General features: G+C 55.9%; 31 protein-coding genes and 2 tRNA genes. 6 read left to right on the forward strand and 27 right to left on the reverse strand.

The window, feature by feature from the left end; genetic code table 11:
* Window positions 1-52: 52 nt before the first annotated feature.
* The 19 genes from topA to IH404_RS05280 all read right to left on the reverse strand — a co-directional run bounded on the left by topA (window position 53) and on the right by IH404_RS05280 (window position 16,247).
* Window positions 53-1,957 carry a type I DNA topoisomerase gene (topA, locus tag IH404_RS05195; protein ID WP_194440099.1) on the reverse strand — a complete coding sequence of 635 codons (1,905 nt, stop codon included), beginning with the start codon at window positions 1,955-1,957 and terminating at the stop codon, window positions 53-55.
* Window positions 1,958-2,054: 97 nt separating this feature from the next.
* Complete coding sequence (locus IH404_RS05200; protein WP_044275449.1) at window positions 2,055-2,252, reverse strand: CrpP family ICE-associated protein; 198 nt, start codon at window positions 2,250-2,252, stop codon at window positions 2,055-2,057.
* A gap of 60 nt (window positions 2,253-2,312) precedes the next feature.
* Window positions 2,313-2,756: a hypothetical protein gene (locus tag IH404_RS05205; RefSeq protein WP_194440100.1), complete on the reverse strand. Its 444-nt coding sequence runs from the start codon at window positions 2,754-2,756 to the stop codon at window positions 2,313-2,315.
* 102 nt (window positions 2,757-2,858) lie between these two features.
* Window positions 2,859-3,314 (reverse strand): single-stranded DNA-binding protein, encoded by a 456-nt coding sequence (locus IH404_RS05210; RefSeq protein ID WP_194440101.1) that lies wholly within the window; start codon window positions 3,312-3,314, stop codon window positions 2,859-2,861.
* A 15-nt stretch (window positions 3,315-3,329) separates the two neighbouring features.
* Window positions 3,330-3,869: a DUF3158 family protein gene (locus IH404_RS05215; protein ID WP_194440102.1), complete on the reverse strand. Its 540-nt coding sequence runs from the start codon at window positions 3,867-3,869 to the stop codon at window positions 3,330-3,332.
* A 5-nt stretch (window positions 3,870-3,874) separates the two neighbouring features.
* Window positions 3,875-4,600, reverse strand: a complete 726-nt coding sequence (locus tag IH404_RS05220) for a PFL_4669 family integrating conjugative element protein (protein WP_194440103.1) — start codon at window positions 4,598-4,600, stop codon at window positions 3,875-3,877.
* 1,055 nt (window positions 4,601-5,655) lie between these two features.
* Window positions 5,656-6,966, reverse strand: a complete 1,311-nt coding sequence (locus IH404_RS05225; RefSeq protein WP_194440104.1) for an STY4528 family pathogenicity island replication protein — start codon at window positions 6,964-6,966, stop codon at window positions 5,656-5,658.
* On the reverse strand, window positions 6,963-7,670 hold the full coding sequence (locus tag IH404_RS05230; protein ID WP_194440105.1) for a DUF2857 domain-containing protein: 708 nt from the start codon (window positions 7,668-7,670) through the stop codon (window positions 6,963-6,965). Before IH404_RS05230 ends, IH404_RS05225 begins: the two co-directional genes overlap by 4 nt.
* A 27-nt stretch (window positions 7,671-7,697) precedes the next feature.
* On the reverse strand, window positions 7,698-9,476 hold the full coding sequence (locus IH404_RS05235; RefSeq protein ID WP_194440106.1) for a ParB family protein: 1,779 nt from the start codon (window positions 9,474-9,476) through the stop codon (window positions 7,698-7,700).
* Window positions 9,473-9,709 (reverse strand): Arc family DNA-binding protein, encoded by a 237-nt coding sequence (locus tag IH404_RS27955; protein WP_194440107.1) that lies wholly within the window; start codon window positions 9,707-9,709, stop codon window positions 9,473-9,475. Before IH404_RS27955 ends, IH404_RS05235 begins: the two co-directional genes overlap by 4 nt.
* 34 nt (window positions 9,710-9,743) lie before the next feature.
* Window positions 9,744-10,745 carry a nucleoid-associated protein YejK gene (yejK, locus tag IH404_RS05245; RefSeq protein WP_194440108.1) on the reverse strand — a complete coding sequence of 334 codons (1,002 nt, stop codon included), beginning with the start codon at window positions 10,743-10,745 and terminating at the stop codon, window positions 9,744-9,746.
* Complete coding sequence (locus tag IH404_RS27780) at window positions 10,745-10,984, reverse strand: type II toxin-antitoxin system HicA family toxin (RefSeq protein ID WP_242462645.1); 240 nt, start codon at window positions 10,982-10,984, stop codon at window positions 10,745-10,747. The genes yejK and IH404_RS27780 overlap by 1 nt, the downstream gene beginning before the upstream one ends.
* Window positions 10,981-11,502, reverse strand: coding sequence for a hypothetical protein (locus tag IH404_RS05250; RefSeq protein WP_194440109.1), 522 nt, complete (start codon window positions 11,500-11,502; stop codon window positions 10,981-10,983). The genes IH404_RS27780 and IH404_RS05250 overlap by 4 nt, the downstream gene beginning before the upstream one ends.
* A gap of 162 nt (window positions 11,503-11,664) precedes the next feature.
* Entirely contained in the window at window positions 11,665-13,014 is a 1,350-nt protein-coding gene (gene dnaB, locus IH404_RS05255) for a replicative DNA helicase (protein WP_194440110.1), read from the reverse strand.
* Window positions 13,011-13,229, reverse strand: a complete 219-nt coding sequence (locus tag IH404_RS05260; RefSeq protein ID WP_194440111.1) for a hypothetical protein — start codon at window positions 13,227-13,229, stop codon at window positions 13,011-13,013. Before IH404_RS05260 ends, dnaB begins: the two co-directional genes overlap by 4 nt.
* A complete protein-coding gene (locus IH404_RS05265; RefSeq protein ID WP_194440112.1) occupies window positions 13,219-13,932 on the reverse strand; it encodes an HNH endonuclease signature motif containing protein in 714 nt (237 codons plus the stop codon). The genes IH404_RS05260 and IH404_RS05265 overlap by 11 nt, the downstream gene beginning before the upstream one ends.
* Window positions 13,929-14,627, reverse strand: a complete 699-nt coding sequence (locus IH404_RS05270; protein WP_194440113.1) for a DUF2786 domain-containing protein — start codon at window positions 14,625-14,627, stop codon at window positions 13,929-13,931. The genes IH404_RS05265 and IH404_RS05270 overlap by 4 nt, the downstream gene beginning before the upstream one ends.
* Window positions 14,627-15,385: a hypothetical protein gene (locus IH404_RS05275; RefSeq protein ID WP_194440114.1), complete on the reverse strand. Its 759-nt coding sequence runs from the start codon at window positions 15,383-15,385 to the stop codon at window positions 14,627-14,629. The genes IH404_RS05270 and IH404_RS05275 overlap by 1 nt, the downstream gene beginning before the upstream one ends.
* A gap of 1 nt (window position 15,386) precedes the next feature.
* Entirely contained in the window at window positions 15,387-16,247 is an 861-nt protein-coding gene (locus IH404_RS05280) for a ParA family protein (protein ID WP_194440115.1), read from the reverse strand.
* A 242-nt stretch (window positions 16,248-16,489) separates the two neighbouring features.
* Here IH404_RS05280 and IH404_RS05285 point away from each other — a divergent pair.
* Window positions 16,490-16,566 (forward strand) — tRNA-Pro (locus IH404_RS05285).
* A gap of 106 nt (window positions 16,567-16,672) precedes the next feature.
* On the opposite strand, the gene IH404_RS05290 is transcribed toward IH404_RS05285, so the two are convergent.
* From IH404_RS05290 to IH404_RS05300, 3 genes are read right to left on the reverse strand one after another with little or no spacing between them, the layout of a single operon-like run.
* Complete coding sequence (locus tag IH404_RS05290; RefSeq protein ID WP_005784669.1) at window positions 16,673-17,971, reverse strand: NAD(P)/FAD-dependent oxidoreductase; 1,299 nt, start codon at window positions 17,969-17,971, stop codon at window positions 16,673-16,675.
* A 60-nt stretch (window positions 17,972-18,031) separates the two neighbouring features.
* Window positions 18,032-18,205 carry a DUF3094 family protein gene (locus tag IH404_RS05295; RefSeq protein WP_005784671.1) on the reverse strand — a complete coding sequence of 58 codons (174 nt, stop codon included), beginning with the start codon at window positions 18,203-18,205 and terminating at the stop codon, window positions 18,032-18,034.
* A gap of 53 nt (window positions 18,206-18,258) precedes the next feature.
* Window positions 18,259-18,888, reverse strand: a complete 630-nt coding sequence (locus IH404_RS05300) for a DUF1780 domain-containing protein (RefSeq protein WP_003188431.1) — start codon at window positions 18,886-18,888, stop codon at window positions 18,259-18,261.
* A gap of 274 nt (window positions 18,889-19,162) precedes the next feature.
* Between IH404_RS05300 and IH404_RS05305 the strand changes: the two genes are divergently transcribed.
* Window positions 19,163-19,852 (forward strand): energy-coupling factor ABC transporter permease, encoded by a 690-nt coding sequence (locus IH404_RS05305; RefSeq protein WP_005784673.1) that lies wholly within the window; start codon window positions 19,163-19,165, stop codon window positions 19,850-19,852.
* 66 nt (window positions 19,853-19,918) lie between these two features.
* The gene (locus IH404_RS05310) at window positions 19,919-20,134 is read left to right on the forward strand and encodes a hypothetical protein (protein WP_003171680.1); all 216 of its coding nucleotides are present in this window, start codon (window positions 19,919-19,921) and stop codon (window positions 20,132-20,134) included.
* Here the strand turns inward: IH404_RS05310 and yacG are convergent.
* From yacG to IH404_RS05330, 4 genes are read right to left on the reverse strand one after another with little or no spacing between them, the layout of a single operon-like run.
* Window positions 20,131-20,331 (reverse strand): DNA gyrase inhibitor YacG, encoded by a 201-nt coding sequence (gene yacG, locus IH404_RS05315; protein ID WP_005784677.1) that lies wholly within the window; start codon window positions 20,329-20,331, stop codon window positions 20,131-20,133. The genes IH404_RS05310 and yacG overlap by 4 nt on opposite strands.
* Complete coding sequence (gene coaE / locus IH404_RS05320; RefSeq protein WP_032877844.1) at window positions 20,328-20,951, reverse strand: dephospho-CoA kinase; 624 nt, start codon at window positions 20,949-20,951, stop codon at window positions 20,328-20,330. Before coaE ends, yacG begins: the two co-directional genes overlap by 4 nt.
* Window positions 20,948-21,814, reverse strand: a complete 867-nt coding sequence (locus IH404_RS05325; protein ID WP_194440116.1) for an A24 family peptidase — start codon at window positions 21,812-21,814, stop codon at window positions 20,948-20,950. Before IH404_RS05325 ends, coaE begins: the two co-directional genes overlap by 4 nt.
* Window positions 21,811-23,019 (reverse strand): type II secretion system F family protein, encoded by a 1,209-nt coding sequence (locus IH404_RS05330; RefSeq protein WP_194440117.1) that lies wholly within the window; start codon window positions 23,017-23,019, stop codon window positions 21,811-21,813. Before IH404_RS05330 ends, IH404_RS05325 begins: the two co-directional genes overlap by 4 nt.
* Before the next feature lie 199 nt (window positions 23,020-23,218).
* Here IH404_RS05330 and IH404_RS05335 point away from each other — a divergent pair, with 199 nt between their 5' ends.
* The 3 genes from IH404_RS05335 (at window position 23,219) to IH404_RS05345 (ending at window position 24,224) form a co-directional block, all read left to right on the forward strand.
* The gene (locus IH404_RS05335; RefSeq protein ID WP_005784685.1) at window positions 23,219-23,632 is read left to right on the forward strand and encodes a pilin; all 414 of its coding nucleotides are present in this window, start codon (window positions 23,219-23,221) and stop codon (window positions 23,630-23,632) included.
* Between the two features lie 63 nt (window positions 23,633-23,695).
* A tRNA-Thr gene (locus IH404_RS05340) sits at window positions 23,696-23,768 on the forward strand.
* 150 nt (window positions 23,769-23,918) lie between these two features.
* A complete protein-coding gene (locus IH404_RS05345) occupies window positions 23,919-24,224 on the forward strand; it encodes a DUF6388 family protein (RefSeq protein ID WP_005784687.1) in 306 nt (101 codons plus the stop codon).
* 74 nt (window positions 24,225-24,298) lie between these two features.
* Here IH404_RS05345 and nadC read toward each other — a convergent pair whose 3' ends face one another.
* Window positions 24,299-25,147: a carboxylating nicotinate-nucleotide diphosphorylase gene (nadC, locus tag IH404_RS05350; RefSeq protein WP_005784689.1), complete on the reverse strand. Its 849-nt coding sequence runs from the start codon at window positions 25,145-25,147 to the stop codon at window positions 24,299-24,301.
* Window positions 25,148-25,176 lie beyond the last annotated feature (29 nt).

Raw genomic sequence — 25,176 nt, forward strand, 5'->3', positions numbered from 1 at the left:
TAGGGTTAATGCGTATCGGCGTGGCGGTGATTTATGTTGGCAATGTTGGAAGTTACATCCCTCTGGGCTTTTTGAGATCGGGTTTGCCATTCAAGGTTGGAAAACTCACCTTGCACCCATTCGATTTGAAGCCGGTACACCCCCAGAAGTCATAACCACCGTCCCCTTTTTTCTGCCGCCTTGCGAGGGGCTGACTGCATTTGGGACAGTTGAAAGCGCCACCTGCTGTGGCTGGGCGTGGAGCTGACGCCATTGGCACACTTGGCATCCCACGTTGCTGAGACAGTTCCTCTTCCAGGCGCTTATGCAAACGTGCAACGACGGCGCCGTAGGTGTCTTGTCCCTGGGCGATTTTGTCCAAATCGCGCTCCAGCTCCCGCGTAAAATCCAGCTCCACGAAACTGAAGAACCCCTCGAGCTTCGCAATCGTTTCCTCCCCCAGCGGCGCCGGTACCAGCTTGCGGCTTTTCTCCTCAATCAGTCCTTTGCTGGTGATGTTCTTCAAGATCGAGGCGAACGTACTGGGGCGACCGATACCGCGCCGTTCCATTTCTTTGATCAGGCTGGCCTTGGTGTAGCGTGACGGTGGTTGAGTTTTCTTCTTCAACAGTTCGCCGTTGTGGACTGAGAGAATCTGTTTTGGGGAGAGCGCTGGCACAGGGTTGTCTGCTTCTGCGTCTTCGTCCTCATCGGTATCATCACCCTTGAGTAGCTTCAGCCATCCCGGATGGCAGAATGTTTTGCCCGATGCAGTGAAGCGCAGCGCTTTGCCGCCAGGACCAACGGCGAGCAGTTTCGCAGTACGCACGTCGTAGACAGCGGCTTCGAGCTGGCTGGCCAACGCCCGAACCCAGATCAACTTGTACAGGGCCAGTTCGTCATCGTTTTCACCGGCTGACCTTTCGGACCAATAGGTAGGTGTGATGGCAGGGTGACCTTCCTGCGCGCCTTCTGCAGCTTTGAACATGCGTCGTTCATTCACGACCTTCATCCCAAGAGCGTTGGCCACCGTTCGAACATCTACCATGGCTTCGTCTGGGACATTGGGGTTGTCCGTTCGGTGATAAGTGATCACTCCTTGCTCGTACAAGCGCTGGGCCACTTGCATGGTTTTATCGGGGTCCCATTTCAACGCGTTGCTGGCTGCCTGTTGAAGAGTCGATGAGATGAATGGTGCGGGAGGATGACGCTCGACCTTGCGATCCTCGCAAAACTCCACTACCACATTTCGAGTCCCGGCGACGTGCTGAGCCAGGTTGCTATCCTGAACAAAAGGGAAGTCCTTGCTTACAAAGTCCGGTACAGGCTGCCACTCCGCATACCAAGTGGTGTCCCGATTCATGTCGGCAAAGATCAGGCGCACGCCGAAGTGATTGATCACCTGAAAGTTACGGATCTCGCGCTCGCGCAAAACTACCAGAAAGACTGCAGGGGATTGAACGCGCCCAGCAGAAGTAGGTTTGCCCATCAGGCGCCGCAACTCTTGGGTCACCAGGTAGCCCACCAAGCGATCCAAAACACGCCGGCACTCCTGTGAGGCAACCCTGTTCAGATCGATTTGTCGTGGATTGGCCAGTGCCTCTTCAACGCGCTTGAGAGTGATCTCATTGAAGGTAATGCGTTTGTAGTTTTTGACCGCCAGTACCTGCTGGATGTGCCAGCTTATGCTTTCACCTTCACGATCAGGGTCGGTTGCGAGATAAATTTCACTGGCCTGTTTCGCTGCGGCCTTGATCGTTTTGACGGCCCTGGCGCTCTTATCCAGGATCTCGTACACCGGTGTGTAGTTTCTACGTACTCCGGTGGTGATCATGCTGTCGTCCTGACCTTTGGCGGGCAGATCGCGGATGTGCCCACCACTGGCAACCACCTGCCAGTCTTCGCCTGGGCGTAGCTTCTTCATCATTGGCTGGAGCTTTTTCAGCTTACCAGGTGCCTCGATGATCAATAGCTTCACGGTGTGTCCCTCTCAAATAATCAGAGCGGGACTGTTGCGTCAGGCGGGTAGGGCTTCAATAGGAAATGGTCAATACGCGGGGGAGGGCATTAAGCGGCTATAGGTCCAGCGAGAGCTGCTGTGCCTGGGCAAAGCCCTTTAGCCACGACGCACGCATAGCGGGATGTTGGTAAGGGCAGTCATACACCCGTAGCCCTTTCCGCGCAGCGGCCGCACCAGTGGCAATAACCGTCAGGTGAGGGTTGTTGCAACTTCGCTTGTCAGAGGTCTTAGGCAAAAAAGCGTTATCACCCATGCCGGTTGCTCCTCGATGCTCAAATTCATCTACCAGCAGATCCGCGCACGGCGCGATTTTTTACGGCAAAGCGTTGCAGCCAGGTGCCGGGATGTCGAACCAATTGGCGGCCCTTAACCAATGCACGAAAAACTCGACGGACTGACCACTTCGTCGTTGAAAATCGTGTAAATCGCCATGAAGCTCAAGATCCTCAGACTCATCATCCCAGTTGAAAAGTTCGAAATAGTTGGTGTCGTAGCGATCAGGGTTCAAAAGCTCTTGTATGAATCTTCGTGCGACGAATGAGCTCATGTCACTGTAGTCATTAGCCCAGACGTCTTTATCACGCCAACCAGCCTTTATCCAGGAGGCGAGTCGAATGTTATCGGTTATACCGTAGAAGTCTGCTGCGTTGACGTCGCGCTCATCACAGTACCGCCAGTACAGCCGTCCCAACGTGGGGTGATCTGCTGCTACCAGAAGCCAGCCATCTGGACACCTCACTTCATCATCGTCCCGCATTGTCATACACCTTAAGGCTTCACGATTGGGGAGGGAAAGACGTTGATGTTTACCCTCCACCACGAGCTTCACGATTGGGGGGCCGAAATTAAGCCCCTGCAATCAGAACTGACGGTCGGGGTCCGGGTAGTCGTCGAAATCAGGGGCAGGTTGCGGACTGGATTGATCACGTGACGTGCTGCCTTGGCTCTGTGACGGTGCCAGGGTCACGCTCGCAATCCTGTGCGGCAAGATGGCGACCCGCGAGGCTTGAACTTTCAGAGCCGCATTTTCCTCACCATCTTTTTCCCAGCGATCCATGACGGCTCGGCCGGAAACGATCACGCGCATGCCCTTCTGAAACAGGTGCGAGTAGTGTTCAGCATCCTTGTGCCACCACTCGACGTTCGCCCAGAACCCACCACGATCTTCGAATCCACCTTTACCGTCCGGAATCGAATTGTCGAAGTAGACGTTGACCCGCATGAGCCTCCGTGGGTCCTTATTGCCGTTGGGGAACTCTTTGAATTCCGGGGTTGAACCGATATTGCCTTCCCAGCCTTGTACGGGTGTAGACATGAGTATTCTCCGAGGTTATGGATGTTGCGTTTGATTGGTGAGCTGCTGCAGTCGAGCGGTGTACACGGCCTCTGCCTGGCCCATTTTTTCGGCGCACTCGGCGGCCTGTTTGGCAATTGAGTGCATCAAGCTCATTTGCATGTTCAGCGTGATGCGCTGCAGTTCCATTGCGTACAAGTCCTGCAGCATGGCTTCCGGTGTTCTGGATGAACCCATCATGTCTGCCCAAACACCGACGCCCATTCGGCGGTCCGTCACCTGCTGCCATCTCAGAAATTGAGTTCCGGCCTGGGTGTTCTGTTCGGTCAGGCGAACTGGCACAAGGGTGAATGGATATCGGCGAGCCTGGCTCAGCACTTCCTGGGCAAGTGCTTTCAATTCCGATTCTTGAACCCGGCATAGATCGGCAAATTGGCTCAGCTCCCCCTTACCTTTAAAAGGCTTTAAAAGGCCTTTTAGTGAGGCAGCCTGTTGCAGTCGTTGGAAGGCATCCTGTTGCAGTGGTCGGAAGGCGGTCTGTTGCAGCACGCTGTCTTCTGAGGATGTCTGGCCCATGACCATCAGCCTTCCTCGGCATCATCATAGGGATCACTCGCCTCGGACTGCTGTTGGCCTCGAATGATGGGGGGAGCAAAGTTTGAACGGCGGGTGCCCTCCAGGACGTCCTGCGGCAGCTCACCGTAACGCTCGTACATTTTGCGGGCTGCTTCAGCCTTGGCATTGTTGGCGGCGAAGTCATCGCGTGTAGCGCCGGAGTATTTATAGATCTGGGCCAGGCCAAAAAGTCTACGCAGCACGGCTGCGCCTTCATCGATCCAAGTTTCCATATCGTGACGACCGACCAGACCGACGTGCTGGGCCAGCAAAATGCGCCTGACAATTTCGTCGTAGTTGGTCAGCAGGTACACGGCTTGGAAGCCGAGTGGATTGGCGATGTACAGAGGTAGGCTGACAGGCTGGATGGACAGGTTCTCGCTGATACTGATAGCCGGGGGAAGGGAAGCCATGGCTGTGTCGAGACGATCTTCGATGGTTTTGAGTGCCTCCTTTGAATCCCGGATTTTCTCTTCCAACTGGATCATCCACCAATCTGAATACGGATCATCCTGCTGGGCGCCACGTGACATTCGATTGACTACAGTGCAGAAGCCAGACAATCCGATGATGCCGACCTTGAGATCGTTTTTTGGGCGTCCCATCCAGATCCGTGCAGCGTGATGCGTGTGAAGGGTGAGCTTCACATCGCTGCGTAGTGAGCCAATATTGAGCCGGTAATTGTCAGCCATGGTGCAGTTATTCCTTGGAAAGAGGATTGACATGGCCATGCTGCAATTGGGCTGCTACGGACGCAGCAATAAATCCATAGTCAGACGGAAGGGGATTTGTTGAGGCTTCTTCATATAGTAGGAGGGCCAAAACCCCTGAATGGCTGCGACTACCGATATCGGATCCTGATTGAGTGTTGTGGGCCACAACACTTAAGTGGCTGCGACTACCGATATCGGATCCTGATTGAGTGTTGTGGGCCACAACACTTAAGTGGCTGCGACTACCGATATCGGATCCTGATTGAGTGTTGTGGGCCACAACACTTAAGTGGCTGCGACTACCGATATCGGATCCTGATTGAGTGTTGTGGGCCACAACACTTAAGTGGCTGCGACTACCGATATCGGATCCTGATTGAGTGTTGTGGGCCACAACACTTAAGTGGCTGCGACTACCGATATCGGATCCTGATTGAGTGTTGTGGGCCACAACACTTAAGTGGCTGCGACTACCGATATCGGATCCTGATTGAGTGTCATTGACCGATATCGATCCTGATTGATCCTGATTGAGTCTGTGGGCCAAAACACTGAATGGCTGCGACTACCGGGCCACAACACTTAAGTGGCTGCGACTACCGATATGGATTGAGTGTTGTGGGACTACCGATATCGGATCCTGATTGAGTGTTGTGGGCCAACACTTAAGTGGCTGCGACTACCGATATCGGATCCTGATTGAGTGTTGTGGGCCACAACACTTAAGTGGCTGCGACTACCGATATCGGATCCTGATTGAGTGTTGTGGGCCACAACACTTAAGTGGCTGCGACTACCGATATCGGATCCTGATTGAGTGTTGTGGGCCACAACACTTAAGTGGCTGCGACTACCGATATCGGATCCTGAGTGAGTGTTGTGGGCCACAACACTTAAGTGGCTGCGACCACCAATATCGAATCCAGGTAGGGTGATGCGTTTCGCATCACCCAATACGCTGCCGTCAAAGATATCTGTAACAGGTGTAGTGGTGTGGCCCACTCTGCGTGATTGATTGATACTTTCGCCCAGAGTCATGGATTTGCACTCCGGTTAGGCTTTAGCAGATGCAGCATCTCGCTAAGTGTTTGATTCGCGGTTTGTATTGATTCCGGGTTGCGTGGGGTCACCATCGCTTTTACCGGTTGAGCAACTTCCACGGTGCTTGAGCCCGTCGGTTGTCTATCAGTGTTCATGTGACCGGGACGTGGTTTTTCATCCGGTTTCCAGTTGCTGTTGAAATCGCCTCGTACCGCCGTGGTGACTAGCGTCATCAGATACCCCAAAGGGTTTCGAACGCTTCCCATGTCACAACGGTGCACCCATTGCTTGATGAGAGCAGGTTTTACCTCTGGAGGGACTTTCTGCAACGCCACTAGGGCACTCTGTTTCTGATCCGTGGGCAGCCGGTGCAGGGCATCGAGGAAATCTGCAGCCGTGTCATCTGACGTGGGCGGTACATGTACAGAGCTTTTACAACCATCTTTGTTTGTATCTGTATACGTACTATATGAGTTCGGATTCCGAACTGAGTCCGAACTCAGTGATTTACGTCTGGGTTCGGATTCCGAACTCAGCTCAAAAGCGATTCGCTTATCGCTGATTTCACTGAGTTCGGAATCCGAACTCAGTGTGGAGGCAGGTGTATTTTGCTGAGTTCGGATACCGAACTCAGGCGCAGTCAAAGGCTGCAGGGCAGTTGCCTGAACCCATGACTGACTGTTCAAGCGAGCTTCGATGATGTTCAACCGAGTTGGTAAGCGCTCACCAACCTCCGGATCCGCGGCGAACTCTTTCCAGGCAATTTCAGCGACTTCACGAATCGCCTTGGTCTGATGCTCCACAGATTGAGCGAGTAACTGCAGATAGTCTTTGTCGAACTCCAGTGCTTCACCGGGTGTTACGGGTTCATCGTGAAGGAGGTAGACGTTGCCTTGAACCTGACCACTGAGGTCATTACGTACTCGACGACCCAGGCTTAGCCAGCGAGTCAGGCGAAGGGTAACTAAGGCTTTTGATACGGTTTCGCGGGACGCCGGTCTGCCGGGTAGCATGCCCAGGTATGGCCGTAACTGCTCATAGGTGGGGAACGCCGTCAGGCCGTCGTCATTAATCAGTAGGCGGAAAACCTGCCAGGTGTTTCGTTCAAGCGGAGACAGTCGATCATCCAGAAGCAGTTGACGAGGAACTGTCTCATGAGGGTTACCGCTGAAAATAATGCCGGAGTAGAGCGCTGAGCCCTCTAAACCCGGTGGCGTTAACTCTTTTTTCTGACGAAGATGAGCCTCAAGATGCCCTGATGCAGAGTCCAGAAGTGTCGAGAAGGGGAGCCGGGACAACTTCATAGATCGTTGTCACCTTGCCCCAATGTCACTACCGGTTGAGCCAGCTGATGGTTTGTCGATGACACCAGCTTCAATTTCTTTGTTAATCCAGCGTTAGGATGCGAAGGCGGATAAAGGCCGTCTCTGATCCAAGACTGAACGCGGTGCCAGATAATCGCCAAGCTGAGGTTTTCCGTGCCTTCAGTTGAGTCGGCGCCCTGTGGGGCATTGAGTTCTTCTGCCACCAACATGGCCACGTCCAGCAACGCCAGGCTATCGTCTAATTCAACCTGATGTTCTTTCATCAGGTGGGTCCACCGGTACCAAAGTTGAGCATCCATTTCTTCACTGAACTCTCTCCATCGACCACGTCGTGCCGTTACGCCGATCACCAGCCGTTGCAGGGCGACGTCTTGCGGGGACAAGCCAAAGAACTGTTGCAGCATCTGCGTCGTAGCGCCCAATCGAAGAGCACGTTCAATCATGCGGACTTCTTCGTCAGAACGTTGTGCCCCGGTCAGTAGCTTCTTCACCATGTCCCCATCAATCGTGACGTTGCACCAGGAAACGGGAGTGTTAAGCAGTAAGCTCAGCACTGAGGGTTGTTGAAGCTGGGCCAAAATTTCGGGCTCCAATCCCATCTCAATGCAGCGACGGAGTTGGCCGTTGCGCATGTGGTGCAGTACCTGAGACAGGATTGCTTCATTGATAGGTGTTTTGGACATCTGACTCTCTCCCTGCCATCGACCAGATCAGCTAGGTGAATTCGGACCGTTGTTGGCCATAGACTTGATTTCTAAGTCGATCAAACGTCGTGCAAGACGAATGATTCGAAACAGCTTCACTAGGGCGCCATCACCAAGACGGTTTTCGTTTTCTGGCGATTGATCCTTGACATAGGGTTGACCTAACAGGATCTGGCCGAGGCCTGCAGCAAATTCAAAATCGGCAAGAGAGTCAGCCTGTTCAGCCTGCAATTCGGGCTGTTGCTGAATCATCTTCAGTGCGATAGCAATCGATCCGCTTAATGACTGGAGGAGCGTCAAGGTATGCTGAGCTGTGGCAGTGACTTCAACGTCTTCACTGGGATGGCGATAGCTAAAGCCCACCCCACCGTTGACGTCTAGGAACTCACCTGGTGCTTTTACTGAACTCGCTACTTCACGCGCCAACTGAGCTATATGCTGACGCAGGGTGACCGGATTATCGATCTCACGTTCGATGTACCAGAGGTCAGAAATTGGATTCAGCCCGCCGGCTTGGACCGGGATGGCCACCAAAGCATTGGCAGCAAAGTCAGGCAGTATTTCCCCATCAAGCGCTGCGACTTCGCGCTTCATCTTTTCGACCCGGGCAGATGTTTTCACCGGGCTCGCAACGTGTCCGTCTAGCCGGCTCTTCTGTTCCTCCTGACTCATTTGTTCCAAGGGCGGAGGCGTGAGCTGCGGCTTGATTGGCTCTTTGCTTTTTTGTTGTGTAGTGCTCGTTTCAATCCATCCCCCGGTTTGGTGGGAGGGCGATTGTGGTACCGGATTTTGAGGGGGATTGTTACCGCCCTCGGTCGAGCTACCACCCTGCGGCACACTGCCGAAGGTTATGGTGGGCTGAGGTAGTTCGAGTATCGGTGTGGATCTGCGCAGTTGGTCCTGATTCTGGGTAATCTCCAGCAGGATTTTCTCGTACCCTAGATTCAGCGGCTTTTGCAGTTGCGCGATCAACTCGTCTTGAAAGCGCTGAAATAGAAACTCTTCGGCATCTCCCTCAAACTGAGAGAGAACATCTTGGAAGACTGTTTCAAACTCAAGAGGCAGCTCTTTTTCTTGCTGCTGGTAATTTCGCTCCCAGCATTGAAAAGCTGTCTTGCGCAGAGATAGTAGCTTTATGATCCGGTCTACTCCGAGTCCGGAGTACAGCACACCAGGAATCGTAGGTAACAAATAACGGATTGCATCCAGCATGCGGCTCAAGTGTGATGCCGAAATTGGATATCCGTCGGCTCCGAGTCGCCTAGAAAGTTCACGTAGCGAAATGGGCTGCCCAGCTTCTTCCTCATAGAGCGCTCTTGCCCTATCAACACCGATTGCCCGCTCGATGAAAAGAAGCTGACCCTGCAGATCGTTTTCGGCCAAGTGTCCGGTAAGAGAAATAATCTCCCCCCTGACTGCATCCCACGGACGAAACAGGCAATGGAACCTGAAGAATTTCTCGTCCCCGGTCTCCCTATACAATTCATTGAGAATCGCGAGGCGAGTGTTACCGCCGTTCCTGATCCGAAACTTCTCCTCACCAGGCTTACGGGTTACGGGCGGTGGCGAATCCAGCCCACGCTGACGTATCGACTCCTTGATGTCGTCGTATTTGGGGTTGCGTGTGGTCCGTGGGTTTTCGTCATACGGCAGCGTCTCGTCCAATGTCAGCAACATTGGTGTGTCGACGATGGGGTCGCTCAAGCGAGCAGCAGCTGGAGACTTGGATTCAAAGCCAGGAAGCTGCAGCTTTTCTTTCATGGTCTGGGCCAATGACGGTTTCATGGTCTTGCCCCAGGTTGCTCATTGGCCGGAGCTGCAGCCAAAAGTTGGTCAATGATCTTGTGGGCTCGATCCAAAGCGGCTTCAAGCCCTGCGGTCGCTTCCAGGCGGTGAACGATTTCCGAGTTCATTGACCGGGTGTTTTCACGTGCCTGCAGTGCGATTCGCTCGCGCATTCCGTCCGGAAGGCGGACTACGAATTTTTCTTCGAGCTGACGTTTGGTTTCATTGCTCATAGCGTTCTCCATTACTTATCGGGCAGGGGTATGTTCAGCGACGTTTCAACTGATCACTGAGTTGGGTAGGCAAACCTTTGATGATGAGCGTGCTTGAAGCCTCGTCGTACTCAATCTTGTCGCCTAGCAGGTGCGCTTCGAAGCTGATGGACAAGCCTTCGGCGCGGCCGGTGAAACGGCGGAACTGGTTGAGGGTGCGCTTATCCGCCGGGATTTCCGGCGACAAACCATAGTCGCTGTTGCGTATGTGGTCGTAGAACGCTTTTGGCCGATCCTCATCGATCAAGCCCGACAGTTCTTCTAGGCCCATGGGCTCGCCGAGTTTGGCCTGGCTACTGGCATAGTCCACCAGGGTCTTGGTTTTCTCTCGTGCGGATTCTTCTGGTAGGTCTTCGCTCTCAACGAAGTCGCTGAACGCCTTGAGCAGGGTACGGGTCTCGCCCGGTCCGTCGACGCCTTCCTGGCAGCCGATGAAGTCGCGAAAGTACTCCGAGAATTTCTTGCCGCTCTTGCCCTTGAGGAATGAGATGTACTGCTTTGTTTGCTTGTTGTTCTGCCACTCGGACACGTTGATCCGCGCGGCCAGGTGCAGTTGGCCAAGGTCGAGGTGACGTGAAGGGGATACGTCCAAATCGTCCGTCACCGTCACGCCTTCTCTGTGTTGCAGCAAGGCGATCGCCAGATAATCGGTCATGCCTTGCTGATAGTGCGCGAATAGCACGTGGCCACCCGTGGACAGATTTGACTCTTCAATCAATCGTTGCAGGTGCTCGACTGCCTCCAGGCTAAACTGCGTGAAGTCCTGGTTACCGTCGAAGTACATCTTTAGCCAGCCACTGAAAGGGTATGCGCCGGACTCTGCATGGAAGAAGCCCCACGCTTTACCTTGTTTTGCGTTGTAGGCTTCGTTGAAGTCGGACAGCATATTTTCCAGGGCTTGCGACTTCGCCAATTCGTGTTGGCTGGCATGCAGGACCGCAGGTGTGCCGTCGGGCTTCTTGTCGATCAAGTGAACGATGCAATGACGAATAGGCATTAGATGGCTTCCTGAGTACGTTGAGATTGAGTCCGATCAGCGCGACGAAGTCGGGCCTTAGCGTTGAGGCCTGAGCGGTGATCGGAGGAGGTCGACGAGGTGTAAATGGACCCAAGCCCAGCTTTGGTGAATCTGATGTGGCCACCGTGAGTTCGAGAGACGGTCCAGCCGTTAGCCTCAGCAAACTCCACCAAGTGGCGAAGGTTCTCGTGCTGTCCACGTAAACGACTGACGGTCATTGATCAACATCCTTGTCTGCCAGAACGTTGCCGGCCTGAATCGCAATGATTTCAGCCTGATCACCAGGAAACTTGGTACCCAGCTCATGTAGAAATTGACGTGTTGCTTCACGTGCGCCTGGCACGCGGAATACAACGCTGCAGTGTTGAACTGGCTCTGGATGTTGCAGGTGGGACATCACAGCCACTTTCAACGAGCAGCTTTGGAGATGACGGGGAACCCAAACCGACCAGAAGTAGCTTGAGAGCAACGCACCTGCGCAGAGCAGTTCGACGGTGAGCGTTGAACTTGCTGTTTCGGATACCTCGATGTAACCGAGCTTCTGAAACTCCAGAAGATCGCCACGCATACTCAACGGGACCACTGTGCTGTGGTCACGAGCAAGGCGACCAATAGCTTGAGCAAGAGCGTCCAGTTCAACGGGGTTGATCCCAGTTTTATGAGCGTGAACCACGGCCGAGGATTCGAATCCCGCACCGGCATTAATGCATGGGAAAAGCGAGGCGTTACTGTGCATCTGGCACCTCCAGAAGCTTCTCGATGCCATAGCTATTGCAGGTTGGGCAAATCAGCACGTCCACTTCACCGTCAGGAGAGGCCGGTACAGCTCCACTCACCTGATGTTTCGGATGGTGACTGTCACAATGTCGGCACCAATGAGTGATGGCGGGAATGTTATTCACGGCTGAACTCCTTGCCAGCCACTGCTAGCACTGAGATTTGCAAAACGAGTTTGGTGTGGAATAAAGGCGGTGCGCACCGTTCCGGTCGGGCCATTACGAGCCTTGCCGATGATGATTTCTGCAATGCCTTTGTGTTCGGTCTCCGGGTGATACTTTTCGTCGCGGTAGACGAACATGATCAGATCCGCGTCCTGTTCGATGGCGCCGCTATCACGTAAGTCGGCATTGATAGGGCGCTTGTTAGGACGGCGTTCCAGCTCCCTATTGAGCTGAGAAAGCGCTACCACTGGGCAATTCATCTCCTTCGCCAATGCTTTGAGAGATCTGGAAATGACGCTAACTTCGTTGGCCCTGTTTTCATGACCGGGGCATTGCATGAGCTGCAGGTAATCGATCAGGATCAGACTCGGGGGGCCGAAGCGGCGAGCAGCTCGACGAGATTTGGCCCTGATCGCCCCAGGTGTAAGACCTGATGAGTCGTCTATGACCAGGCGCTCACCGTAGCTATCGATACGCGAAACTGCGGCGGTCAGTTTTGGCCAGTCTTCGTCTTCGAGCTTGCCCTTCAACAGCTTGCCAAGATCGAGATGGCCAAGAATGGCCATCAATCGGTAGAGCAGTGCTTTTGCAGGCATCTCCATGCTGAAAACCTGGACCGTACGATCTGGTTTTGCCTGCAGCGCTGTATCCACAAAGTTCAAGGCCAGGGAGGTTTTACCCATCGACGGACGGGCGCCGAGGATGATCAAGTCGGCTTCCTGGAACCCAGAGGTCATCTCGTCCAGGTCGTCCAGCCCTGAAGGCACACCGGTCACAACTACATCACCGTTGAAGTGCGTATCGATTTGTTCGACGACCGCCGTCAGGCACTGGTTGATGTTGACGAATTCCGATGCGCTTTTACCTTCCCCCAGGGCGAAGAGTTGCTGCTCGATGGACTCCTGAACTTCCGTTGCGTCGGCCTGCGGATCTGTAGCTTCGCGAGAGCACTGGTAGCCCAGTGTCATGAGCTGCCTGAGCTGAGAGCGGTTACGTACGATGAATGCGTAGTGCTCTATGTTGGCCACTGACGGGGTATTTTTGGCTAACTCGCCGAGGTAAGCGAGGCCACCCGCTGCGTCGGGATTCTCCAATGCGTCATGTACCGTCACGATATCGAACGGAATCGCCTTGTCGGCCAGGCTGGCAATTGTTTTGAACAGAAGCCGATGGTCGTGTCGAAAAAAGTCCGAGTAGTCCAGTTTGTCCGCGACGAGATCCCAGGCGTTATTGTCGAGCAGCAGCCCGCCTAATACGCCTTGTTCGGCCTCGACGGAGTGGGGGGGTGAGAGGTCGAGGTGGTTCATTTCAACGGCTCCTGACCTATCTGCATAAAGCCGCTTCCACTAACCGCGTCCAGAGCCTTCACCATCGCCACTTCGACCTTGGCCGAATTGATCATCACCTGCGCAACCTCGGCCACGGCTTTGGCGCGATCGAGTTCCATTGGCTTGTCTGGATCCAGCAGGCCTTCAATAATGGCGAACAGGTGGTTACGGAGATCCTCAATCTTATTTTTCATGTTCAGCCTCACGAATGGTTCGATTGAGCTTGCCGACGGCGCGAATTACGGTCTTCAGCTCTTCCGGATAGCGATGGATGGAGTTGCGGCGCATACGCTCCGCTCGTGTGAGCAGCTCAAGATTGTCGAGGGCGATATGGGCCTTATTACCGTCCTTGAAGCACACGCATTGGTTGATAGGCACGGGGCCGTAATGCTCTTCCCACAGCAGGATGTGCACACCTTGCCAGTCAACTGGTGGGTAACCGGTGTCAGTGATTTTTCGCTGTTGATACCCATCTGGTGTTGTGCGCAGGCTGCCAACGGGGAGCCAGTTCTCGGGTCTGTTGCCGGCCTTGAACTGTGTTGTTGCCATGCGGCCGACGGAGGGAAGTCCCTTGACGCCTTTATTCCAAGGGGTTGTGCCCTTGGCAAAGCGGTGCTCCGTGCCTGAGCTACCATCAAATCGGCCACAGAGATGGCTGCTTAGGAATTCAGCGCTCTTGGATATGCCAAGGCGTTTAGCCTTGGCATAAACCTGATAGACGCTGAGTCCGATTTCATCGGCCAGGGCCTGGGTCGTTTCGTTGGGATAGCGGGCAATGAGCAAGCGCTCTTCAGCCTCAGTCCAAATATGATGTTTTTGAACCGGCACCAGCCCCAATTGGGAGCGCGCATGCTCCAAGGTAGCCTTCGCCAGAGGGGATAGACATTGACGTGTCATTGCCCACCTCCCGAAATGAGATCGGTGTGGCCTGTTTTCCCTACACCGTGATGGAGCCGAACGTTTTGCCCTTGATTCCAACCTGCGGTCAGCGACCCGGTATCGTGTCCTTTGGCTTCGTGGGACTGGATCTCGAAGGTTTTCATCGTTGGATGGTGGTGTTCCAAGTAAGCGCTGATAGCTTCGCTTGTTTCACTGTCCATACAGCCGGCGAATTCAGCCACTTTGTAACTCACGGCGTTTATCCAACCTTCGGCGAACAGGGCACCCCTACGGCGCTTGGTTCTCAGTTGGCATCGCTTTTGTAGAGCCACATGCACACGGCGCGCTGCCACCAATTGGTGATGCAGTGCGGAGTACGCGTGTGCAGCGAGCTCTGGCGAGATACCTTTGCCCAGGAACTTGAAGGCCCAACCCTGTAATGGGTTGTGGTAGGCGAGGTGTTGACAATCGAAAGCTCGCGCACACGTCTGAGCTAGCTGGTGAAGCCAATCTTGAGGAGCTCGGCGGGTATGGGTGGCAACGCTCGCTTCGTCAACCGTATTAGCCGCGACCTCGATGGCGTCGAGGTTGTACTGTTTCATCAGGTTTCGGGCCTGGCGAAGCGCTGTTTCTACTTCGTTCGGCGATGCACCATTGGAGTTGGCCAGTGCAAAGCATTTGGCAACTTTTTCAAGCACTCTTTGCTTATCCATCACTCACCCCCTTCCTGCTGGTCACGAGGGGAGAGCGCCTCTGACCAAAGACGCAGTGTTTCCTCTTCATCCACTGAGAGGTAAACCTGGGCGCGACAGTCCGAAACCTTCTGTTTCAGCACATTGAGACGGTCCTGGACGCTGGAACCATCGTCGTAAGCAATCTCCTGCTCGATAGCTTGCACAACGTCATTGCGCAGGGAGAGCACCGTGCTTATCCAGAACGCATTTGGGCTGGTCCAGCCAATGAGCTTTCGTGTTCGGGCAGGCGACAGGTAATCACGGAGCCTGAGATTGAACACACCAGGGGAATAACCATTCCTGAAAACGTCTGCGCGATTGAGCGTCAGCGCTGTTCTAAGAATGTCCAGGAGAGGTTCCAGAGCTGCTGGGTCAGGGACGAAAGGTTTCAGATATGTTTCAGCTACCAGTCGCTTAGCTTCTGCATCTCGTGCTTGTTGAAGCCGCTTGGCCACGCTTTCGTCGCGGCCGCGCTTCTCCTTTGCGTGCTTTATGTTCGAATTCACAGACTCAATGAGCTTCGCGGCGTCCTGCAAAAGCTGACGCTGTTCAAAGCTCAAGTGAGCGCCTATACGGCCGGGTAGATGCGTACCACTTGTCAGGGAATGGATGTCACGAGCGGTACCACTAAGTTTGGCTTGCAAGCTGCGTAATTGTTGAGCGCTGTAGTACTTGCCAATCTCAAGGATGACGTCTGCAGAAATGCTGCGAGCATCGGTGATAGAGGGCTTTGCCATCTCAACGATCCTCCCTCACCAATTTGGCCACCTTCTCTTCGGTCATGGCCTCGAAGCGGTCGCGCCATTCTGGAAAGAGCTCAATGGCCAATTGCCGGATGACGACTAGGGCTGCTGGGGATTTGCGGTTGGAAGGCTGGCGATATTCCAGGCGGTGTGCTGGAACGCCTTGGGACGCAGCGCTACGAAACACCACTGCAGTGGGAATAATGCTGTCCAAAACGCTGATTTCTTCATTGTCTTGGAATATTTCGCGGACTGACTGCTCGATCACCTGCGCGTCGGTGGTTTGATCAAGGTTGTTAATAGCGATCCGCACGGGAGGAATTTTCATACCCAGGCGCCCATATGCACGGAGGCCATCCAACATCTGCATGGTTCCACGGCTGAATTCGCGTGCGGCGAGCATGTTGGGTGGAAGAGGGGATATGACCAAGTCAGACGCGAGAACTACCATTTCCAACATGGCCGATCTGGCACCTTGGGTGTCAATCAGTACCAGGTCAAAATGGCCTTCGAATGCCGGCATCAGATTGGCCAGTCGCAATCTGCCGTCCGGTGCCTGCAGGAGCAAGCTGTTCAATTGGTTATTTACGTCGTTCGAGATCACCAGGGACAGATTAGGAATCGTCGTGCTGGAGATGATCTTGAGGGAGTCGGTGATATTGAACGCGAGCAGGTCATAGATGCCGCCCTGAGCTTCCTCGACCAATTGGTAATACGAAGAAAGCGAAGGCTGGGCGGGATCCAGATCGATTAGGAGGGTGCGAAGGCCCGAGTCCGCGCAAAATGCGCCAAGGTTGGCCTCAATGGTGGTTTTACCAACGCCACCTTTGGTCGAAACGACCGCAGTGATTTTCATGGTTTGGAGCCTCTAATGTGGGTTCATTAGAGGCTGCGAGGCCACGGGAATAGCCATGTGTAGCGAACACGATCCTGGGCTTTGAAGCACTAAAACCAATTGTCTTTTAACCAATTGGTCGTAGGTTCGAATCCCACACGACCCACCATTTTTGAGACCAGTTCAGGCTGGAATCGAATCTTAAGATCAGAGGCCAAAAGCGCTGATCGAAGAAGGCGACTGAAAGGTCGCCTTTTTTTTACCGGGGTATAGCGCAGTCCGGTAGCGCGCCTGCTTTGGGAGCAGGATGTCAGGAGTTCGAATCCCCTTACCCCGACCATATTAAAAATCCCCGTATCGAAAGATACGGGGATTTTTTTTGCGCGCGCGAATCCTGAATTCTCCGCATAACCCCTGTGGGAGGGGGCAAGCCCCCTCCCACAGTGTTAGTGGAGTTTGAGGCGCGGTTCGGTGCCTCGGCCAATTTTGCTGCCCAGCATCAGCATCGCCGTGCGGAAAAACCCGTACAGAGCCATCTGGTGCATACGGTACAGCGACACGTAGAACATCCGCGCCAACCAGCCCTCCAGCATCACGCTGCCAGTCAGGTTACCCATCAGGTTACCTACCGCCGAGAACCGCGACAGCGAGATCAGCGAGCCGTAGTCGGTGTACTTGTAGGTCGGCAGATCCTTGCCTTCAATGCGCAATTTCAGCGACTTGGCCAACAACGAAGCCTGCTGATGCGCAGCCTGGGCCCGTGGGGGCACATTGCGGTCTGTGCCAGGTTGCGGGCAGGCGGCGCAATCGCCAAAGGCGAAGATGTTTTCATCGCGGGTGGTTTGCAGTGTTTGCAGCACCTGAAGCTGATTGATGCGGTTGGTTTCCAGGCCATCGATGTCTTTGAGGAAACCTGGTGCGCGGATCCCGGCTGCCCATACCTTGAGGCTGGCGGGGATCACTTGGCCGCTGCTGGTAATCAGCGCGTCTGCGGTTACTTCGCTGACCGCCGAGTTGGTCAGCACGGTCACCCCGAGTTTTTCCAGGGTTTTATGCACCGGGCCGCCGATCCGCTCCGGCAGGGCAGGCAATACCCGCGGGCCGGCTTCGATCAGGGTAATGTGCATGTTTTCCGGTTTGATGCGGTCCAGGCCATAGGCGGCCAGTTCATGGGCTGCGTTATGCAGCTCGGCGGCCAACTCCACCCCGGTGGCGCCGGCACCGACGATGGCCACGCTGATTTGTTCAACGGCATCGGTTTGTCCGGCATGGGCGCGCAGGTAGTGGTTGAGCAGTTGTTGGTGAAAGCGCTCGGCTTGCTTGCGGGTATCGAGAAACAGGCAATGCTGCGCCGCACCCTCGGTGCCGAAGTCGTTGGTGGTACTGCCTACGGCAATGACCAGGCTGTCATAGCCCAGTACGCGCGCGGGCACCAGCTCGCGGCCTTCTTCATCGAGGGTGGCGGCCAGCTGGATTTTCTTCTGTTCACGGTCAAGCCCACTCATGCGCCCAAGCTGGAACTCGAAGTGGTTCCATTTCGCCTGGGCGACGTAATTGAGTTCGTCTTCCGAAGAGTTCAGCGAGCCGGCAGCCACTTCGTGCAGCAGAGGCTTCCAGATGTGAGTCAGGTTGGCGTCAACCAGCGTGATGCTGGCCTTGCCGCGCTTGCCCAGAGTCTTACCCAGGCGGGTAGCCAACTCCAGGCCGCCGGCGCCGCCGCCGACGATAATAATACGATGGGTCATGGGGATATCTCGCAAGGCTAAAAGAAATCGGAGCAGTTACCCCCGCGAGCGCAAGGCAGCTCATAGCGTCAGGTAACTCAATAGGCGGCTCAGCACGCCGAGCCCGATCACCACTACCAGCACCACACAAAGGAGCAGCCATGGCCGGAAAGGCTTGCGCTCGACTCTGTGCTGGGAGAGTTGCAGGTACTCTTGGACATGCTGTTGGTCATCGGGGTTCAGGCGGCTGGTCATAAAGGCCTCGTCAGGTAGACGTTGCAAAAGGGCGCCACGTTACAGCCAAGGGTTCAAAGGCTGATGCCCACATCGAACACTATGCTGCGGCCCAGGTTGTTGCGCAAGAAGTCCGGCGCGTCCGGGTGTGCGAACAGTACGCGCGCGAAGGTTGGCCCCACCAGTGACAGTGAGCGCCAGCCCTGGCGCAGGTATTCAGTTGGCGGCGGAAAGTGGCTGTTGAGGTCCAGCACTTCGCGTTTGAGGCTGGTGAAAGCGATAAGGTCCAACTCCCCCAGGTCCATGCCGCGTTCTTTGTAGTTATGTGCTTTTTTGCGCAGTGTCGGTGCCAGGCGCAACAAAAACTCATGGGCGGGAATGCGTCGTGGCTTGGCTTCGCGCCGCACTAGTTGGCTCAAAGAGAACGCGCTACGCCTGCGCAGCAATTCATCGCGCCATTCGTCGTTCAGGCGGCGTCCCTCGTCCAGCACGAAAAATACCTCGAAACTGGCGTCGCGAAACAATACATCCGGCGGCTCCTGGCCCGCAGCGTGAAACTCTTCGACGCGGTAGGGCACATTCAAGCCCTGCAGCAGGCGCTGGCAGACCCAACGCTCACGCTCCCATTTGCGGGCATTGGACAGAAACGCATTGGCTTGTTCGGCTGCTACGGTGAGCAGGCGCAAATAATCTGAGTCATCCATATTCCCAGCTTAGCGTTCAAATGATGACCACAGGAAGTCCTGCTTGCACCGAGTTGCTGCTGAAACAGCTGGGTATCTATGCCAGTGAGATCCAAATGTGGGAGGGGGCTTGCTCCCGATAGCAGTGGGTCAGTCAAAATTACTTAGACTGGCACACCGCAATCGGGAGCAAGCCCCCTCCCACATTTGAATCTCGCTTCGACCCAGACCAATGTTAAAACGCAGGTGTAGACTGCTCACTCGGCAGCAAGCTTTTTGTAGAGGTAGTGCATCTGTGATCAGTGCAGCTGTTCTGGCGCCCATGACCCTCGGCATTGGCTGGCTGTTATATGCGCCGGTGGTGATGTGGGCGATGTTGCGCTCGCCTTGGGTCGAATTGTTCGCCGACCGACGGCGCCAGCATTTGCTGTTCGGTACGGTGTTCGCGTTGTTTATGCTGTGGCTGGTGCGCCGGGATTTCGATACCGGGGTCTCGTACCACTTTATCGGCATGACCGCCGTGACCTTGTTGCTGGATTGGCCGCTGGCAATCGTCGGTGGGTTTGCTGCCCAGTTCGGCTTGATATTGCTGGGGCGCCAGGATCTGGCCGCCCTTGGCGTCAACGGCCTGCTTCTGGTCGGGTTGCCGGTGCTGGTCACCGAAAGCTGCGCGCTGTTGGTCGAGCGGGCGCAACCGCGAAACCCCTTTGTGTATATTTTCTGTTCCGGCTTTTTCGCGGCGGCGCTGTCGGCATTGTTGTGTCTTTTGGCCGGCCTGGGCCTGTTGTGGTTCGACGGCCGCTTTGCGATGCCGGAATGGTTGGAGGACTTTGTAGGTTACCTGTGGCTGATCATCTTCCCTGAAGCCTTTATCAACGGCATGGTCGTCAGCGCGTTGGTGGTGTTTTGCCCGGAATGGCTGGAGACCTTCAACCGAACTCGCTATCTCTCGGCCCCCTGGAAGGACGACGATTCACGGCGTTGATCCAGGTCAAATGCCGGGCACCGGCGCAGGTCCATGCTCTGCAAAATTTTTTCTGGAGCACGGATCATGAGTGTGTACGAGTGGGCACGGCAGGAGCTGCGCAGAAGCCAGGACGCAGCGCAGGAAATCGGTTTCGATCCCGGCTTGACCTTACGCGCCATGCTCAGTGCCGTGGTGCAGCAAAGCAAGGGCGTACGCAGTTTTGAAGACCTGGCCGACGAGTTGCAATACCTTGCAGAAAACCTCGACGACCAGCAGGAATATGCCTTTATGCGGCCTTAGTGGCGCGGCGGCAGGTCTTCGGAAAACAGTTCGTCTTCGGCATCCGGGGCCACGGGGATCTTGTGTTCCTCTGCGGCCCAGGCACCCAGGTCAATGAGTTTGCAACGGTCCGAGCAGAACGGCCGGTTGAGGTTGGCCGCTTTCCATTCCACGGGTGCACCGCAGGTTGGGCAGTCGACGGTCAAGGGTTGGCTCATGATCGGCCTCCACGCAAAGTAAGGTAAAAGTGGTGCAGTCGCTCGACCTCGCCGTGCAGCCAGGCAAGGTCCTTATCGTTGACCAGCACGTCATCGGCATGGTTCAGGCGGTCTTCGCGGCTCGATTGGGCCTTGAGAATCGCCTGCACCTGTTGTTCGCTGATGCCATCGCGCTGCAGGGTACGCTGAATCTGCAGCGATTGCGGCACGTCGATCACCAGGATGCGCTGGGTCATGCTGTATTGGCCGGACTCGATCAGCAGCGGTGACACCAGGATCGCGTAAGGCGACTGGGCGCGTGCCAGGTGGCTGCGAATTTCCTCGGCAATCAGCGGGTGCAGCAAGGCTTCCAGCCACAGACGTTCTTGCGGTACCTCAAAGATCAGTTTGCGCAGCGCGGCGCGATCCAGCTGACCGTCGGGTAGCAGCACGCCGTCGCCAAAATGCTCGGCAATGCGCGCCAGTGCCGGCCGCCCGGGTTCGACGACCCAGCGGGCAGCATGATCGGCGTCCACCAGGTCGATGCCCAGGTCGATAAAGTGCTCGGCCGCAGCGCTTTTGCCGCTGCCAATGCCGCCTGTGAGGCCAAGAATCCAGGGTGTTGCGACAGAAGTGGTCATCTGAAACCGACAGACTGCAAATAGAAGTCGGTTATTTGACCACCCCAGAGCAATGCAATCCAGCCGGCAATTGCCAGGCACGGCCCAAAGGGCATCGGCGTCGACGTTTGGACCTTGCGCAAGCGCAGTAGGATCAGCCCTGCAAACACGCCCATCAGCGAGGCCATCAGCAACGTCATTGGCAGGATCTGCCAGCCCCCCCAGGCCCCCAGCAATGCCAATAACTTGAAATCGCCATGGCCCATGCCATCCTTGCCGGTAGCCAGCTTGAATAGCCAGAACACGCTCCATAGGCTCATGTAGCCAATGACCGCGCCCCACAGTGCATCGGGCAGTATTGCCAGCAGGTCAGCGCTGTTGAGGACCAGCCCCAGCCAGAGCAGCGGCAGTACCAGCACATCCGGCAGCAATTGGTGGTCCAGGTCAATCAGGCTCATGGCCAGCAAGCCCCAGCTCAGCAACATCACCGCAGCGGCTTGCCAGCCGAAGCCGAAATGCCAGGCAACGGCGGCGGTGATCAGCGCGCACGTCACTTCGGTCAGGGGATAGCGGACGCTGATGGGCTCACGGCAATGAGCGCAACGACCCCTGAGCATCAGGAAGCTGAGCAGCGGGATATTTTCCCAGGGCCGAATCGGCTGGTTGCAGCGCGGACAGCAGGAGTTCGGGCGCATCAGGTTGTACACCGGCCCGGCGGGCTCGGTTGGCAGGCCGAGGACCTCATGCGCCTGGGCACGCCATTCGCGTTCGAGCATTTTGGGCAGGCGCCAGACCAGCACGTTGATGAAACTGCCGATGATCAGGCCGAGCACCAGTGCCATGCAGGCAAACGCCCAGGGCTGCTCGCTCAGCAGCAGGCTCAAAAGGCCGTACCCAATTGAAAGACCGGCAGGTACATCGCGATCACCAGCGCGCCGACAATGGCCCCCAGGACAACCATGATCAGCGGCTCCATCAGGCTGGTGAGGTTATCGACCAGGGTGTCGACGTCCGACTCGTAGTGGTTCGCGACTTTTTCCAGCATCCGGTCCAGGGTGCCGGACTCCTCTCCAATGGCGGTCATCTGGATCGCCATGCCGGGAAACAAACCGCAGCTGTGCATGGATTGATTCAACTGCATGCCTGTGGATACATCGTGGCGCATACGTTCGATTGCCTGTTTGAAGGGGTCATTGCCGACGGCTCCGGCTACCGAGCCCAATGCCTGGACCAGCGGGACACCCGCTGCAAACGTGGTCGAAAGCGTGCGGGCGTAGCGGGCGACGGCGGTTTTTTGCAGCAGTTTGCCTGCCAGGGGCGCTTTCAACAAATGCCCTTGCAGACAATGGCGAAAGCCAGGGTAACGGCGGTAGGCGTGGCGCAGCCCGCCCACCCCCACGACCAGGCCCAGCACGAGTATCCACCACGCTTGTTGCAAGAACTCGGACAGGGCAATGACCCCCAGGGTAAACCCGGGCAGTTGGCTGTCGACCCCGGCAAACAGATGCTGGAACTGAGGCACGACGTGTATCAACAGCACTGTGCTGACTAGTGTAGCGACTACCAGGACTGCGACAGGGTAAGTCATGGCTTTTTTGATCCTGGCTTTGAGCTGTTGGCTTTTTTCCAGATGAATCGCCACGCGCTCCAGCAGGGTTTCCAGAGCTCCGGCCTGTTCTCCGGCAGCTACCAGGTTGCAGTACAGGTCATCGAAATAACGCGGATGCAGGCGTAGCGCTGCGGCCAGGTTATTGCCGCTGGCGATCTGTTGTTTCAACGCCTTGACCAGTTCACGCACCTGCGGGTTTTCAAAACCTTCACTGATGATGTCGAAGGCTTGCAGCAGCGGGATGCCGGCTTTGAGCAAGGTCGCCAACTGGCGAGTAAACAGGGCGATATCGGCTGGCAGGATTCGCGGGGTGAAAGCCGAGCGTGATCGAGGCTTCTTGCACACACGCTCGGGGCAGATCCCTTGCTGGCGCAGTTGTGCCTTGATCAGCGCAAGGCTGTCGCCAGCGGTTTGCCCGGTCACCCTGCGTCCTTTGCGGTTGATACCTTCCCAGGCATAGATCGTTGACGTGTCGTTCATATCGGTTTGCGCACCCGGCAGTGAAGAATTTATAGCGTAGTCAGGTGGCGGATTCGGGACGGCTGGTGTTATGGGATAAAGTGTCAGAATGTGCGTCTTGCAGGCGATGGGCTTCGTGGTGGTGGGTACACTGGCGCCGTTGCACACTTCGGGGCGCAGGACGCGCCTTGTCATGGTTTTATTCTGGAGAGTGAAAGAGATGCGTCAAAAAGGCTTTACCTTGATCGAGTTGTTGATCGTTGTGGCAATCATCGGCATTTTGGCCACCATCGGTTTGCCCATGTACACCAAGCACCAGGCCAAGGCCAAGTTTACGGCGGGGCTGGCTGAAATCAGCGCGTTGAAGGCCGGTTATGAAGACGTCATCAACCAGGGCACTGTGCCCACTGTGTCGTTGATCGGTGGCAACAGCCCCACTGCCAATTGCAAGATCGACGTGACAGGAGATGTAGCCTCGGGCGCCGGCTCCATCAGCTGTGAAATCCTCGATGCGCCAGCGCCCGTGCTGGGCAAGACCATCACCTTGACCCGCAACGCAACCAGCGGATGGACCTGTGCTACCACAGCGGATCCGCAGTACGTTGCCAAGGGCTGCTCTGCCAACGGCGCGTGATGGCGCCGGGCGGTGAGCGAGTCAGTTGCTGCATGACCAATGCAGTGCTAGCTTTAGCCCACCGCCCGTGTAGCTCAGCCGGTAGAGCAGCGCACTCGTAACGCGAAGGTCGCAGGTTCGATTCCTGTCTCGGGCAAAAGCGCACCACTGCTTCAAAGGCAATGTTTTCAGATGATCCCAGAATGGTTCTGAAGGCCAGACGAGTCGGCATTCGTGCTCGCTCTTTTGTATCTGCGCAACCTTGATGACCCAGATGCATCCCCATTCCTCGATCCAAGAGAACGACATGACCACGACTGAGATAACCCAGCAAGCGCGTCACGAAGAAGCACTCAAGCAATACCTTGAGGAGTCGCCGCAGCTTAAAGAAGAGATCAAGGACCTGAGCGCTGACGACCAGCGCGATCAGATTCAGTGGGCATTCGAGGACGAGGCAGAGAGCCAGAACCTCCAGCCTTGGGAGTTGACCCTCAAGTACACCTCGACACCGGAAGAATTCGAAGCTGCGCGGTTGGCCTTGCATAAAGAGGCGGCCGAGGTGCTGGGCGTCGAATGGGACGAGTACTGCGAGATGAATAATCTTGTAGTTTAAAAGCAGCCGCGAGTTTCAAGCTGCAAGCGGCAAGTTGTCTCGCAGCCTTCTTGCAGCTTGCAGCTGGCAACTACTCAGATACTCAGGCGCATCGACAGATCCACTGCCTTCACATCCTTGGTCATCGCGCCGATGGAGATGAAGTCCACACCGGTTTCAGCGATAGGCAGCAGGGTACTTTCATTGATCCCGCCGCTGGCTTCCAGCTTGGCCTTGCCGGCGTTCAAGCGCACGGCCTCGCGCATGTCTACCAGGCTCAGTTCATCGAGCATGATGATGTCGGCTCCCGCCGCCAGGGCTTCGCGCAACTCATCCAGGTTTTCCACTTCGATTTCCACCGGCTTGCCTGGGGCGATCTTGTGGGCGGCCGTAATCGCCTGGGCAATGCCACCGCAGGCGGCAATATGGTTTTCCTTGATCAGGAACGCGTCATACAGCCCGATGCGGTGATTGTGGCAACCGCCACAGGTGACCGCGTATTTTTGCGCCAGGCGCAGGCCCGGTAATGTCTTGCGAGTGTCCAGCAGCTTGACCTGGGTACTGGCGACAAAGTCCGCCAGGAACTGCGCTCGGGTGGCTACACCTGACAGCATCTGTAAAAAATTCAGCGCACTGCGTTCACCTGTGAGCAGCGAGCGTGCCGGGCCTTCAAGGTGGAACAGCGCCTGGTTGGGGCTGACACGTTCACCGTCGGCCACCTGCCAATGCACGGCGACCCGTGGGTCCAGTTGGCGAAATACCGTATCCACCCAGGCCGTACCGGCAATAACAGCCGCTTCGCGGGTAATGATCGTGGCCTTGGCCAGCCGTTCGGCGGGGATCAACTGCGCGGTGATATCGCCACTGCCTATGTCTTCCAGCAGTGCGCGGCGCACGTTGGCTTCGATTTCGGCGGTGAGGTCGGCAAGACGGAGGTTCGGCATAACAGGCTCCACAAACAAAGTGCCTGGAT

The organism is Pseudomonas sp. OST1909, assembly GCF_015277575.1.
Classification (GTDB): domain Bacteria; phylum Pseudomonadota; class Gammaproteobacteria; order Pseudomonadales; family Pseudomonadaceae; genus Aquipseudomonas; species Aquipseudomonas synxantha_A.

Coding starts and splice junctions, on each gene's coding strand:
- coaE (WP_032877844.1), bottom strand. CDS start 20,951: ATGACCACTTCTGTCGCAACACCCTGGATTCTTGGCCTCACAGGCGGC.
- IH404_RS05210 (WP_194440101.1), bottom strand. CDS start 3,314: ATGTCTACACCCGTACAAGGCTGGGAAGGCAATATCGGTTCAACCCCG.
- yacG (WP_005784677.1), bottom strand. CDS start 20,331: ATGAGCCAACCCTTGACCGTCGACTGCCCAACCTGCGGTGCACCCGTG.
- nadC (WP_005784689.1), bottom strand. CDS start 25,147: ATGCCGAACCTCCGTCTTGCCGACCTCACCGCCGAAATCGAAGCCAAC.
- dnaB (WP_194440110.1), bottom strand. CDS start 13,014: ATGAACCACCTCGACCTCTCACCCCCCCACTCCGTCGAGGCCGAACAA.
- IH404_RS05250 (WP_194440109.1), bottom strand. CDS start 11,502: ATGCACAGTAACGCCTCGCTTTTCCCATGCATTAATGCCGGTGCGGGA.
- IH404_RS05300 (WP_003188431.1), bottom strand. CDS start 18,888: ATGGATGACTCAGATTATTTGCGCCTGCTCACCGTAGCAGCCGAACAA.
- IH404_RS27780 (WP_242462645.1), bottom strand. CDS start 10,984: ATGACCGTCAGTCGTTTACGTGGACAGCACGAGAACCTTCGCCACTTG.
- IH404_RS05265 (WP_194440112.1), bottom strand. CDS start 13,932: ATGACACGTCAATGTCTATCCCCTCTGGCGAAGGCTACCTTGGAGCAT.
- IH404_RS05275 (WP_194440114.1), bottom strand. CDS start 15,385: ATGGCAAAGCCCTCTATCACCGATGCTCGCAGCATTTCTGCAGACGTC.
- IH404_RS05205 (WP_194440100.1), bottom strand. CDS start 2,756: ATGCGGGACGATGATGAAGTGAGGTGTCCAGATGGCTGGCTTCTGGTA.
- yejK (WP_194440108.1), bottom strand. CDS start 10,745: ATGCCTATTCGTCATTGCATCGTTCACTTGATCGACAAGAAGCCCGAC.
- IH404_RS05280 (WP_194440115.1), bottom strand. CDS start 16,247: ATGAAAATCACTGCGGTCGTTTCGACCAAAGGTGGCGTTGGTAAAACC.
- IH404_RS05230 (WP_194440105.1), bottom strand. CDS start 7,670: ATGTCCAAAACACCTATCAATGAAGCAATCCTGTCTCAGGTACTGCAC.
- IH404_RS05225 (WP_194440104.1), bottom strand. CDS start 6,966: ATGAAGTTGTCCCGGCTCCCCTTCTCGACACTTCTGGACTCTGCATCA.
- IH404_RS05345 (WP_005784687.1), top strand. CDS start 23,919: ATGACCACGACTGAGATAACCCAGCAAGCGCGTCACGAAGAAGCACTC.
- IH404_RS05295 (WP_005784671.1), bottom strand. CDS start 18,205: ATGACCAGCCGCCTGAACCCCGATGACCAACAGCATGTCCAAGAGTAC.
- IH404_RS05330 (WP_194440117.1), bottom strand. CDS start 23,019: ATGAACGACACGTCAACGATCTATGCCTGGGAAGGTATCAACCGCAAA.
- IH404_RS05310 (WP_003171680.1), top strand. CDS start 19,919: ATGAGTGTGTACGAGTGGGCACGGCAGGAGCTGCGCAGAAGCCAGGAC.
- IH404_RS05260 (WP_194440111.1), bottom strand. CDS start 13,229: ATGAAAAATAAGATTGAGGATCTCCGTAACCACCTGTTCGCCATTATT.
- IH404_RS05270 (WP_194440113.1), bottom strand. CDS start 14,627: ATGGATAAGCAAAGAGTGCTTGAAAAAGTTGCCAAATGCTTTGCACTG.
- IH404_RS05290 (WP_005784669.1), bottom strand. CDS start 17,971: ATGACCCATCGTATTATTATCGTCGGCGGCGGCGCCGGCGGCCTGGAG.
- IH404_RS27955 (WP_194440107.1), bottom strand. CDS start 9,709: ATGAGCAATGAAACCAAACGTCAGCTCGAAGAAAAATTCGTAGTCCGC.
- IH404_RS05335 (WP_005784685.1), top strand. CDS start 23,219: ATGCGTCAAAAAGGCTTTACCTTGATCGAGTTGTTGATCGTTGTGGCA.
- IH404_RS05235 (WP_194440106.1), bottom strand. CDS start 9,476: ATGAAACCGTCATTGGCCCAGACCATGAAAGAAAAGCTGCAGCTTCCT.
- IH404_RS05215 (WP_194440102.1), bottom strand. CDS start 3,869: ATGGGCCAGACATCCTCAGAAGACAGCGTGCTGCAACAGACCGCCTTC.
- IH404_RS05200 (WP_044275449.1), bottom strand. CDS start 2,252: ATGGGTGATAACGCTTTTTTGCCTAAGACCTCTGACAAGCGAAGTTGC.
- IH404_RS05220 (WP_194440103.1), bottom strand. CDS start 4,600: ATGGCTGACAATTACCGGCTCAATATTGGCTCACTACGCAGCGATGTG.